The sequence below is a fragment of the Microbacterium sp. Bi128 genome (assembly GCF_918698205.1).
This window is the reverse complement of sequence record NZ_CAKKMM010000100.1, coordinates 1-11,990: the sequence shown is the minus strand read 5'-3', so window position 1 is coordinate 11,990 and position 11,990 is coordinate 1. Positions and strand designations below refer to the sequence as shown.

The 11,990-nt window shown below is 69.1% G+C and carries 11 protein-coding genes; 10 read left to right on the top strand and 1 reads right to left on the bottom strand.

What is annotated here, in order from left to right; genetic code table 11:
• From LQV45_RS09845 to serA, 7 genes are all read left to right on the top strand, one after another.
• Positions 1-997 (top strand): dihydroxy-acid dehydratase (locus LQV45_RS09845; RefSeq protein WP_230006856.1); only part of this gene is annotated, 997 nt, incomplete at its 5' end.
• 43 nt (positions 998-1,040) lie between these two features.
• Complete coding sequence (locus LQV45_RS09840; protein ID WP_230006855.1) at positions 1,041-2,846, top strand: acetolactate synthase large subunit; 1,806 nt, start codon at positions 1,041-1,043, stop codon at positions 2,844-2,846.
• A gap of 1 nt (position 2,847) precedes the next feature.
• Positions 2,848-3,360, top strand: a complete 513-nt coding sequence (gene ilvN, locus LQV45_RS09835) for an acetolactate synthase small subunit (protein WP_230006854.1) — start codon at positions 2,848-2,850, stop codon at positions 3,358-3,360.
• Positions 3,361-3,438: 78 nt separating this feature from the next.
• On the top strand, positions 3,439-4,464 hold the full coding sequence (ilvC, locus tag LQV45_RS09830) for a ketol-acid reductoisomerase (RefSeq protein ID WP_230006853.1): 1,026 nt from the start codon (positions 3,439-3,441) through the stop codon (positions 4,462-4,464).
• Positions 4,465-4,620: 156 nt separating this feature from the next.
• Complete coding sequence (locus tag LQV45_RS09825) at positions 4,621-5,202, top strand: ABC transporter permease (RefSeq protein ID WP_230006852.1); 582 nt, start codon at positions 4,621-4,623, stop codon at positions 5,200-5,202.
• Complete coding sequence (locus LQV45_RS09820) at positions 5,199-5,537, top strand: bacitracin resistance protein (RefSeq protein ID WP_230006851.1); 339 nt, start codon at positions 5,199-5,201, stop codon at positions 5,535-5,537. The genes LQV45_RS09825 and LQV45_RS09820 overlap by 4 nt, the downstream gene beginning before the upstream one ends.
• 207 nt (positions 5,538-5,744) lie before the next feature.
• Entirely contained in the window at positions 5,745-7,349 is a 1,605-nt protein-coding gene (gene serA / locus LQV45_RS09815; RefSeq protein ID WP_230006850.1) for a phosphoglycerate dehydrogenase, read from the top strand.
• Between the two features lie 196 nt (positions 7,350-7,545).
• On the opposite strand, the gene LQV45_RS09810 is transcribed toward serA, so the two are convergent.
• The gene (locus LQV45_RS09810) at positions 7,546-8,088 is read right to left on the bottom strand and encodes a TetR/AcrR family transcriptional regulator (RefSeq protein WP_230006849.1); all 543 of its coding nucleotides are present in this window, start codon (positions 8,086-8,088) and stop codon (positions 7,546-7,548) included.
• Positions 8,089-8,167: 79 nt separating this feature from the next.
• Here LQV45_RS09810 and LQV45_RS09805 point away from each other — a divergent pair, with 79 nt between their 5' ends.
• From LQV45_RS09805 to LQV45_RS09795, 3 genes are read left to right on the top strand one after another with little or no spacing between them, the layout of a single operon-like run.
• Positions 8,168-9,706, top strand: a complete 1,539-nt coding sequence (locus LQV45_RS09805; protein WP_230006848.1) for an MFS transporter — start codon at positions 8,168-8,170, stop codon at positions 9,704-9,706.
• Between the two features lie 25 nt (positions 9,707-9,731).
• On the top strand, positions 9,732-10,784 hold the full coding sequence (locus tag LQV45_RS09800) for a 3-isopropylmalate dehydrogenase (protein ID WP_230006847.1): 1,053 nt from the start codon (positions 9,732-9,734) through the stop codon (positions 10,782-10,784).
• 60 nt (positions 10,785-10,844) lie between these two features.
• Positions 10,845-11,951 (top strand): branched-chain amino acid aminotransferase, encoded by a 1,107-nt coding sequence (locus tag LQV45_RS09795; protein ID WP_230006846.1) that lies wholly within the window; start codon positions 10,845-10,847, stop codon positions 11,949-11,951.
• The last annotated feature ends 39 nt before the right edge of the window (positions 11,952-11,990 follow it).

The following is an 11,990-nucleotide window of genomic DNA, read 5'->3' as shown; positions in this document are numbered from 1 at the left end:
CCGCCGCCGCGACTACTTCGCCCACCGCTCGGGCGAGGCCGTGGTCAACCTGCTGCGCCAGGGGATCACGACGCGCGACATCCTCACGAAAGAGGCGTTCGAGAACGCCATCGCCCTCGCCATGGCTCTCGGTGGTTCGACGAACGTCGTCCTGCACCTGCTGGCCATCGCGCGTGAGGCCGAGGTCGAGCTCACCCTCCACGACTTCAACCGCATCGGCGACAAGACGCCGCACGTGGCCGACATGAAGCCGTTCGGCAAGTACGTCATGAACGACGTCGACCGTCAGGGTGGCATCCCGGTCATCATGAAGGCGATGCTCGACGAGGGCCTGCTGCACGGCGACGCGCTCACCGTCACGGGCAAGACCCTCGCCGAGAACCTCGCGGACCTCGACCCCGACCCGATCGACGGCACCGTCATCCACTCGTTCGACAACCCCATCCACGCCACGGGCGGCATCACGATCCTGCACGGGTCGATGGCTCCCGAGGGTGCGGTCGTCAAGTCCGCCGGCTTCGACGGCAACGTCTTCGAGGGCCCGGCGCGGGTGTTCGAACGCGAGCGGGCCGCCATGGACGCGCTCGAGGCGGGCGAGATCCACGCCGGCGACGTCGTCGTCATCCGCTACGAGGGCCCCAAGGGCGGCCCCGGCATGCGCGAGATGCTGGCCATCACGGCCGCGATCAAGGGCGCGGGTCTCGGAAAAGATGTACTACTCTTGACGGACGGTCGATTCTCAGGCGGCACAACCGGCCTCTGCATCGGCCACATAGCTCCCGAAGCGGTGGACGCAGGTCCTATCGCCTTCGTGCGCGATGGTGATCTGATACGGGTCGATATCGCCGCTCGCACTCTCGACTTGATCGTCGATGACGCCGAGCTGAGTTCCCGCCGTGAGGGCTGGGAACCGCTTCCCCCGCGCTATACCCGTGGCGTTCTGGCCAAATACTCCAAGCTCGTGCACTCCGCCGCGGAGGGCGCAGTCACGGGCTGACGGCCGTCCCCCTTTCACCCTCCACCGGTTCCGAGGTACCACCATGTCCGCCGAATCCGCCACGGCCGTTCCCCGGCCCCCCGCTCGCACCGCCCCGGCGCCCGTGCTCACGGGCGCCCAGGCGGTCGTCCGTTCGCTCGATCTGCTCGGCGTCACCGACGTGTTCGGTCTGCCGGGCGGGGCGATCATGCCCGTGTACGACCCGCTCATGGACGACGAGAACGTCCGCCACATCCTCGTGCGCCACGAGCAGGGCGCCGGCCACGCGGCCGAGGGCTACGCCGCCGCCTCCGGGCGCACCGGTGTCGCCATCGCGACGTCGGGCCCCGGGGCGACCAACCTCGTCACCGCGATCGCCGACGCCTACATGGACTCGGTCCCGCTGGTCTGCATCACCGGTCAGGTCTTCTCGACCCTCATGGGGACGGATGCCTTCCAGGAAGCCGACATCGTCGGCATCACGATGCCCATCACGAAGCACTCGTTCCTGGTCAAGACCGCCGAGGACATCCCCGGCGCGATCGCCGCGGCGTTCGAGATCGCCTCGACGGGCCGACCCGGTCCGGTCCTGGTCGACATCACCAAGGACGCGCAGCAGAACGAGGCGCCGTTCATCTGGCCGCCCAAGATCGACTTGCCGGGCTACCGCCCGGTGACCAAGGCGCACGGCAAGCAGATCCAGGCGGCCGCGCAGCTCATCGCGCAGGCCAAGAAGCCGGTCCTCTACGTCGGCGGCGGTGTCATCCGTGCCAAGGCGTCGGCTGAGCTCAAGGCCCTCGCCGAGGCCACGGGCGCCCCGCTCGTGACCACGCTCATGGCGCGCGGTGCGTTCCCCGACTCGCACGAGCAGCACCTCGGTATGCCCGGGATGCACGGCACGGTGCCGGCGGTCCTCGCGCTGCAGGACAGCGACCTCATCGTCTCGCTCGGCGCACGTTTCGACGACCGCGTCACCGGCAAGGCCGCGCTGTTCGCCCCGAACGCGCAGGTCGTGCACGTCGACATCGACCCGGCCGAGATCTCCAAGATCCGCACGGCTGACGTGCCGATCGTGGGCGACCTCAAGGACGTGCTGGTGGACCTGGAGGCGGCGTTCCGGCAGGCGGCATCCGAGACCGAGGTGGACTACTCGGAGTGGTGGTCGTTCCTGAACGGCCTGCGTGAGGAGTTCCCGCTCGGGTACACGCCGACCACCGACGGCCTCCTCTCGCCCCAGCACGTGATCCAGCGCATCGGCGAGATGACCGGACCCGAGGCGATCTACGCGGCGGGCGTGGGCCAGCACCAGATGTGGGCCGCGCAGTTCATCAAGTACGAGCGGCCCAACGCGTGGTTGAACTCGGGCGGTGCCGGCACCATGGGGTACTCCGTCCCGGCGGCCATGGGTGCCAAGGTCGCCGAGCCCGACCGCGTGGTCTGGGCGATCGACGGTGACGGTTGCTTCCAGATGACCAACCAGGAGCTCGCGACCTGCGTCATCAACGACATCCCCATCAAGGTCGCGATCATCAACAACTCCTCGCTCGGCATGGTGCGCCAGTGGCAGACGTTGTTCTTCGACGGGCGTCACTCGAACACCGACCTGAACACCGGTCACGGCACCCGTCGCATCCCGGACTTCGTCAAGCTCGCCGAAGCCTACGGATGCCTCGCGATCCGCGTCGAGAAGGAAGACGAGATCGACGCCGCGATCCAGCTGGCGCTCGACACCAACGACCGCCCCGTCGTGATCGACTTCGTCGTGAGCGCCGACGCCATGGTGTGGCCGATGGTCCCGCAGGGCGTCAGCAACAGCTACGTCCAGTACGCGCGCGAGCACTCGCCCGCCTTCTCCGAGCAGGAGGACTGACATGTCCAGGCACGTTCTCAGCCTCCTCGTCGAGGACAAGCCGGGTCTGCTGACCCGCGTCGCCGGTCTCTTCGCCCGTCGCGGCTTCAACATCGAGTCGCTTGCCGTGGGTGTGACCGAGGTTCCCGGCCTCTCGCGCATCACGGTCGTGGTCGACGTCGAGGGGCTGCCCCTCGAGCAGGTGACCAAGCAGCTGAACAAGCTGGTCAACGTGATCAAGATCGTCGAGCTCACCTCCGAATCTTCCGTACAGCGTGACCACATCCTGGTCAAGGTACGTGCGGATGCCGCAACACGCCTGCAGGTCACCCAGGCTGCAGACCTGTTCCGCGCTTCAGTGGTCGACGTCTCCACAGAGTCGGTGGTCATTGAGGCAACGGGCCACCCCGAGAAGCTCACGGCACTCTTGTCAGTGCTGGAGCCTTTCGGCATCCGCGAAATCGTGCAGTCCGGCACCCTGGCCGTTGGGCGGGGATCCCGCTCCATGAGTGACAGGGCCCTCCGCAGCGCGTAACACCGCCGGAGCCGCCCCGTTGTACCGCAGCACCACAGACAATATCTACGAAGAATCCACTCAAAAGGAGACACCCCAGTGACTGAAATGTTTTACGACGACGACGCCGACCTGTCGATCATCCAGGGCCGCACCGTCGCCGTCATCGGTTACGGCTCCCAGGGCCACGCCCACGCCCTCAGCCTCCGCGATTCCGGCGTTGACGTCCGCGTCGGCCTGAAGGAAGGCTCGAAGTCCCGCGCCAAGGCCGAGGCCGAGGGCCTGCGGGTCCTGAACGTTGCCGACGCCGTCGCCGAGGCCGACCTCATCATGGTCCTGACCCCGGACCAGGTCCAGCGCCACGTGTACGCCGAGGACATCGCCCCGAACCTGCAGCCGGGCGACGCCCTGTTCTTCGGCCACGGCTTCAACATCCGCTACGGCTACATCCAGCCCCCGGCCGACGTCGACGTCGCCCTCGTCGCCCCCAAGGGCCCGGGCCACATCGTGCGCCGCGAGTTCGAAGCCGGCCGCGGCGTGCCGGACCTGATCGCCGTCGAACAGAACCCGTCCGGCAAGGCCAAGGAACTGGCCCTGTCCTACGCCAAGGCGATCGGCGGCACCCGTGCGGGCGTCATCGAGACCACCTTCACCGAAGAGACCGAAACCGACCTCTTCGGCGAGCAGGCTGTCCTCTGCGGCGGCGCCTCGCAGCTGATCCAGTACGGCTTCGAAACCCTCACCGAGGCCGGCTACAAGCCCGAGGTCGCCTACTTCGAGGTGCTGCACGAGCTCAAGCTCATCGTCGACCTCATGTGGGAGGGCGGCATCGCCAAGCAGCGCTGGTCGATCTCGGACACCGCCGAGTACGGCGACTACGTCTCGGGCCCGCGCGTCATCGACCCGTCGGTCAAGGAGAACATGAAGGCCGTCCTCGCCGACATCCAGTCGGGTGCCTTCGCCGAGCGCTTCATCGCCGACCAGGACAACGGCGCCCCCGAGTTCCTCGCCCTTCGCGAAAAGGAGCAGGGTCACCCGATCGAGGCGACCGGCCGGGAGCTCCGCGGCCTGTTCGCGTGGAAGCAGCAGGACAGCGACTACACGGAAGGCAGCGCGGCGCGTTGACCTCCGCCGGAGGCTACGGTCGTCCGTAGCGATCGCGGTGGGCTCGGCCGCACGCTGATCCTCGCTCGAACGCCCCGGAACCCGTATGGTTCCGGGGCGTTCGCCGTTGCGGCGGGGCATGCTCGCTGTCGAGGGGTACGGCGCTACCGTGGTCGGGTGAGCACTCCCCGCGACGACGACGCCCTCTCTTGGGACGGTGACGACGACCCGACGCTCGACGTCGGCGATCGTGCCCCGGCCGACGATCCGGTGACACCGGCGGGCGCGGAGTCCGCAGCGGCGGCCTCGGCGCACGGCGTGCCCGCCGCGGCTCCGACCGAGCGGGCCCCCGCCGATCCGGCCCCGCGCCAGCCTGCGGCGGCCCCGGCGCCCGATCCGGCCCCGACGATGGCGCGGGCGATGGCCCCGGCGCAGGAGGAGGCCGAGACGGCGCCGGGCGCGTCGGCGCCCCTCGGCAACGCCGGGCTCGTGGGCATCGGCATGGTGGCGGCGACCTTCCTGCTCTTCGCCATCGGGTGGGTGCTCGCCGGGCGGCAGCTCCTCGCCCTCGGCATCCCGATCCCCGACGTCACCGTCATCGCACTCACCGCCGGCGCCGCGCTGGCCCCGCCGACCTGGTTCGTGGCGACGCTCGTGCTGACGCGCGGCTGGCGCACGTGGCAGCGGTTCCTCGTGCTGATCCTGGGAGTCGTCCTCCTCGTGCCCTGGCCGCTGCTGTCGATGGGATCCCTTGTATGAACGCCGTCGCGCGTACCCGCCTGCTCCCGACGTGGATCGTCGTCGCGATCGCCGGTATCTTCGGCCTCTTCTACGCGTTCGTCGTCTGGAGCTCGGTCGCCCTGCTGATCCTGCAGGTCAACGGCCCCCTCGGACTGAACGGTCTGGGCTGGTTCGTCTACATCCTTCCGATCGTCTTCCCGCTGGCGGCCTTCGGAGTGGCTTTCGCGATCGGCGCGCGTCGGCGCGCGGGGGAGTTCTCGCTCGCGATGCTGGCGGGGCTGACGCTGTCTGCGGCCTTCTGGCTCGCGGTCGTGGGCTACGGCACGACGTCGTATGGCCTCTACGGCAGCTGACACGGCCGGTCGTGCGCGTGCGGTTCGTTGCGTGCGGTTTCGACGCGCGCGGAACCGCGGGGGATGTCGCGGCACGTCACAGTGTCCGGCGCACATCGGCGGCCGCGCTAGGCTGACAGACGGCCCGCACGGGCCGCGCGCCCGGCTCTCGTCGGTGGTGTGCGGTGGTGCGCGCCGGTCCCGTGCACCGTTTCGAAGGACTCATCCGTGACGAAGCCCGTCGTGCTCATCGCCGAAGAACTCTCTCCCGCCACGATCGACGCGCTCGGCCCCGACTTCGACGTGCGCCACGTCGACGGGACCGACCGCCCCGCGCTGCTCTCGGCCCTGGCCGACGCGCACGCGGTGCTGGTGCGGTCGGCCACCAAGATCGACTCCGAGGCGATCGACGCCGCCCCGTCGCTCAAGGTCGTCGCCCGCGCGGGTGTCGGCCTCGACAACGTCGACATCAAGTCCGCGACCGCGGCCGGTGTCATGGTGGTCAACGCGCCGACGTCGAACATCATCTCGGCCGCCGAGCTCACCGTCGGGCACGTGCTGAGCCTTGCGCGTCGCATTCCCGCCGCGCACGCCTCGCTCGCGCAGGGACTGTGGAAGCGGAGCTCGTTCACCGGCACCGAGCTCTTCGAGAAGACCATCGGCATCATCGGCCTCGGCCGCATCGGCGCCCTGATCGCCGCGCGTCTCCAGGCCTTCGACATGCGCGTGATCGCGTACGACCCGTACGTCACCGCCACGCGCGCGCAGCAGCTGGGTGTTCAGCTCGTCTCGCTCGACGAGCTGCTCGAGCAGAGCGACTTCGTCACGATCCACATGCCGAAGACGCCCGAGACCACGGGCATGGTCGGCACCGAGCAGTTGCGCCGCATGAAGAAGAGCGCCTACGTCATCAACGTCGCCCGCGGCGGACTCATCGACGAGGACGCCCTCTACGACGCGCTCACCTCGGGCGAGATCGCCGGTGCGGGCCTCGACGTCTTCTCGACCGAACCGCCCGTCGAGGGAGGCCCGGCCCGGAAGCTCCTCGACCTGCCCAACGTCGTCGTCACCCCCCACCTCGGTGCCAGCACCGAGGAAGCGCAAGAGAAGGCGGGCGTGTCGGTGGCGCGCTCGGTCAAGCTCGCGCTCGAAGGCGATCTCGTTCCGGATGCCGTGAACGTCGCCGGCGGTGCGATCGACCCGTTCGTGCGGCCCGGTATCGCGCTCGTCGAGATGCTCGGCCAGTTCTTCAGCGGCCTGGCCGACAGTGCGCTCTCCAGCCTCGACATCGAGGTGCGCGGCGAGCTCGCCGCCTACGACGTGAGCGTGTACCGCCTCGCCGCGCTGAAGGGCATCTTCAGCCGCATCGTCAGCGAGACCGTCTCGTACGTCAACGCGCCGCTGTTCGCCGAGCAGCGCGGGGTCGAGACCCGGCTGATCGTCGAGGCCGAGAGCCCGCTGTACCGCAACATCACGATCCTGCGCGGCACCCTCGCCGACGGCTCGACGCTGACCGTCGCCGGGACGCTCGCCGGTACCCGCATGGTGCCCAAGGTCGTCGCGATCAACGGCTACGACATCGAGGTGCCGATCGAGCAGCACCACCTCGTCATGCGCTACGCCGACCGCCCCGGCATCGTCGCGATCTACGGCCAGAAGCTGGGGGAGGCGGGCATCAACATCGCCGGTCTGCAGGTGGCGGCCCCGGATGCCACCGGCCGGGCACTCTCGGTGCTCACGGTCGACTCGCCCGTGCCCGATGGCATCCTCGACGCGATGCGCGAGGCCGTCAACGCCGACCTGTTCCGTCAGATCGAGATCGTCGAGAGCTGACGCTCGATCGGAGAATCGGGAAGGGGGTCGCGGACGCGGCCCCCTTCGTCGTCGTCGGCGGTGGGCCGCGAGGTCGGCGATGTGCACAAACTCAGCGGGTCGGCGCCTCTCCGTTGTGAGTTTGCGCGCATCGCTGAGTTTGCGCGCGCACGCACACGAGGGGCCCGCGCATCGTGGCTCGGGTCCGAGCTGGCGTTCAGGTGGTCGCGGCGAGGACGGCAGAAATGAGGGCGTCGAGGTCGGCGCCTTCGAGCGTCGACCCCGGCACGGCGTTGAGGTCGAGCACCGCGTTGAAGTAGAGGCCGTCGCTGACGAGCAGCACCATCTGTAGGGCCGTCTCGTCCCGCGTGTGCGGGCGCAGGCTCGCCTCCCACAGTTCGCGAACGCGACGGAGCGAGGCCGACGCCGCGTCGTTGCCGTTCTGCGCCAAGCGGGAAACGGCGAGGATCGTCGCGTCGAGGGGTGACCCGGTGTTCTGCGATGAGCGCAAGTGGGCGGCGACGACACCCTCGGCGGACTTCTCGATCTCGTCCACGTCCTGCTGGGCGAGCACCTCGAGTCGACGCACCAGTGCCTCTTCGAGCGCGCTCTTGGAGTTGAAGTGGTACAGCAACCCGCCCTTGGAGACGCCCGCGGCGCGAGCCGTGGCATCCATCGTCGCGGCGCGTTCGCCCTCGTCGACGAGGATCTGGGTGAACGCGTCCAGGACGGCATCGCGGGCGAGAGGGGGGCGGCTCATGACTCCTCGATCGTAAGGGTGGATGTCGGTTCCTTCTGATACTATACCGGCCGGACGGTTCAGAATCAGGAACGGAACTATGCTCACCTCGTCGTTGCCCACTCAAGAGATCAACGCCCCTCGCGCCGGCTGGCGCGGGTGGTTCGCGCTGGCTGTACTCATGCTCCCGGTGCTGCTGGTCTCGGTCGACAACACGGTGCTGAGCTTCGCGCTCCCCGAGATCGCGCTCGACCTGCAGCCCACGAGCATCGAGCAGCTGTGGATCATCGACGTCTACCCGTTGGTCCTGGCCGGTCTGCTCGTGACGATGGGCACGCTCGGCGACCGTTTCGGCCGTAAGCGCATGCTTCTCATCGGCGCCACGGGCTTCGCCGCGGTGTCGGCGCTGTCGGCGTTCGCCCCCACCGCTGCCGCCCTCATCGCCGGCCGCGCGCTCATGGGCGTGTTCGGTGCCATGCTGATGCCCTCCACGCTCTCGCTCCTGCGTAGCATCTTCCGCGATCGCGACCAGCGTCGGTTCGCGATCGCCGTGTGGGCGTCCGGCTTCTCGGCGGGTGCCGCCCTCGGCCCCATCGTCGGAGGGTTCCTCCTCGAGCACTTCTCGTGGGGCTCGGTCTTCCTCATGGCCGTGCCGGTGCTGGTCCCGCTGCTCGTGCTCGCCCCCTTCTTCGTACCCGAGAGCCGTGACCCCGCTCCCGGCCGCTTCGACCCCGTCAGCGTGCTGCTGTCGCTGGCGACGATGGTGCCGATCGTGTACGGCATCAAGAAGCTCGCGGTCGACGGCCCGCTCTCGCTCGCGCCCGTGCTGTTCGCCGTCGGCATCGTCTTCGGGGGGCTGTTCGTCCGCCGTCAGCGGCGCCTGGTGACACCCATGCTCGACATGACGCTCTTCCGACGGGGCACCTTCTCGGGCGCCATCCTGGTCAACCTCCTCAGCGTCGTCGGGCTCGTGGGCTTCCTGTACTTCGTCGCCCAGCACCTGCAGCTCGTGGTCGGCCTGTCGCCGATGGTGGCCGGATTCGCGCTGTTGCCCGGACTCGTGCTGATGATCGTGTCGGGTCTGGCGGTGGTGCCGGTGGCACAGCGGTTCCCGGCCCGAACGGTCGTGCCGGTAGCGCTGAGCTTCTCGGTCGTCGCCTACATCATGGTGGCGTTCTCGACCGCGGATCTGGTGCTGCTGATCGTCGCTTTCGGTCTGCTCGGCATCGGCATCGGAGCGGCCGAGACGGTCTCGAACGAGCTCATCCTCTCCAGCGCGCCGCCGGCCAAGGCCGGGGCGGCCAGCGCCGTGTCCGAGACGGCCTACGAGCTGGGTGCCGTGCTCGGCACCGCCGTGCTCGGCGGCATCCTCGCGGCGTTCTACCGCGCGCAGCTCGTTCTGCCCGCGGGTCTCCCCGATGGGGCGGCGGACGCGGCTCGCGAGACGCTCGCGGGCGCTGTCGCGGTGTCCGAGACGCTCGAGGACCCGTCGCTCGCCGAGGCCTTGCGCACGGCCGCGGCGCACGCGTTCGACTCGGGCGTGGTCGTGACCGCGCTGATCGGCGCGGGTCTCATCGTCATCGCCGCGCTCATCGCTGCCACTACCCTGGGAGGAAACCGCGGCGCGTCGACGAAGTGACGCGCCCTGAGCGCTGAGGAGTGCGATGTCGCGCGTCGTGAAACTGGCCGTCATCCCCGGTGACGGCATCGGCCCCGAGGTCGTTGCGGAAGCCGAGAAGGTACTCGACGCCGCGACCGCGGCCTCCGACGTCACCTTCGAGAAGACCCCCTTCTCGCTCGGCGCCGGCCGGTACCTCGAGACCGGTGACACGCTCACCGACGACGATCTCGCCGCCATCGCCGCGCACGACGCGATCCTCCTCGGGGCCGTCGGCGGAGTGCCCGGCGATCCACGACTGAAAGACGCCAACATCGAGCGCGGCCTGCTGCTGAAGCTGCGGTTCGAGCTCGACCACTACGTCAACCTGCGTCCGTCGAAGCTCTACCCCGGAGCGACCAGCCCGCTCGCCGATCCCGGTGCGATCGACTTCGTCGTGGTCCGCGAGGGCACCGAGGGGCCGTACGTCGGCAACGGCGGCGCCATCCGGCGCGGCACGGCCCACGAAGTCGCCAACGAGACGTCGGTGAACACCGCCTACGGCGTCGAGCGCGTCGTCCGGTACGCCTTCGCCCTCGCCGAGCGGCGGCGCAAGAAGCTCACGCTGGTGCACAAGACGAACGTCCTGGTGCACGCCGGCGGAATGTGGAAGCGGATCGTCGACGACGTGGCATCCGAGTTCCCCGAGGTCGACGTAGACTACCTGCACGTCGACGCGGTCACCATCTTCCTGGTCACGAACCCGAGCCGCTTCGACGTGATCGTCACCGACAACCTCTTCGGCGACATCTTGACCGACCTGGCCGGCGCCGTCACCGGTGGCATCGGCCTCGCCGCATCGGGCAACATCAACCCCGACGGCGCGTTCCCCTCGATGTTCGAGCCCGTCCACGGATCGGCGCCCGACATCGCAGGCTCCCAGAAGGCCGATCCCACGGCCGCGATCCTCTCCGTCGCCCTGCTGCTCGATCATCTCGGGCTCACCGACGAGGCCGCCCGCGTCACCCACGCGGTCGAGTCCGACATCGCGGACCGGGATGCCTCGCCGCGAACCACCGCGCAGATCGGCGACGCCATCGTCGACCGTCTCCGGGCGTAACCTGGAGCGATCCGCCCGCGCCGCCGTCCCGCGCCCCCGAACAGTCTGAAAGCGCAGATCATGACCACCATCGACACCGATCCGGACACCGGGCTCGAGCCCCTCGAGTTCTCCGTCACCCGCAACCTCGCGGCCAAGAACGCCGCGCAGCGCGACGAGATCCTGGTCGCGCCCGGCTTCGGGCAGAACTTCACCGACCACATGGTCGACATCTGCTGGTCGGTCCGCGGCGGGTGGCATCGTCCGCGCGTTTCGCCCTACGGTCCGATCTCGCTCGACCCCGCGGCCGCCGTGCTGCACTACGGCCAGGAGATCTTCGAGGGCATCAAGGCGTACCGTCACGCCGACGGCTCGGTGCACACGTTCCGCCCCGACCAGAACGGTCGGCGCCTGCAGCGCTCCGCCCGCCGCCTGGCGCTTCCGGAGCTGCCCGTCCCGTACTTCCTGCAGTCGCTGCGCGAGCTCATCGCGGTCGATGGGGCGTGGGTGCCCTCGGGTGAGGACCAGAGCCTCTACCTGCGCCCCTTCATGTTCGCGAAGGAGGCCTTCCTCGGCGTGCGTCCCGCGCACAAGGTGGCCTACTACGTGATCGCGAGCCCGGCGGGCGCCTACTTCAAGGGCGGCGTGCAGCCCGTGTCGATCTGGCTCAGCGAGGACTACTCCCGCGCGGGTAAGGGCGGCACCGGTGCGGCGAAGACCGGGGGGAACTACGCGGCGAGCCTGTTGCCGCAGTCCGAGGCCTATGAGAACGAGTGCGACCAAGTCGTGTTCCTCGACCAGGACCGCAACGTCGAGGAGCTCGGCGGCATGAACGTCGTGTTCGTCTACAAGGACGGCACGATCGTCACTCCGCAGTCGGACTCGATCCTCGAGGGCATCACGCGCGACTCGCTCCTGCAGCTCGCTCGCGATCGCGGCCACCACGTCGTCGGGCGGAACGTCTCGCTCACCGAGTGGCGCGAGGGTGTGGCATCCGGTGACATCGTCGAGGTGTTTGCGTGTGGCACGGCCGCGGTGGTCACCCCCATCGGCATCCTGAAGGGCCGTGACTTCATCGACGAGCAGCCCACGGGCACTCTCGCGCTGGAGCTTCGTCAGGAACTCACCGACATCCAGTACGGCCGCGCAGAAGACAAGCACGGCTGGCTCTATCGCCTCGACGCCTGAGTCGCGCCGTCACGAAGGGGTCCCCGACCGGGGCCCCTT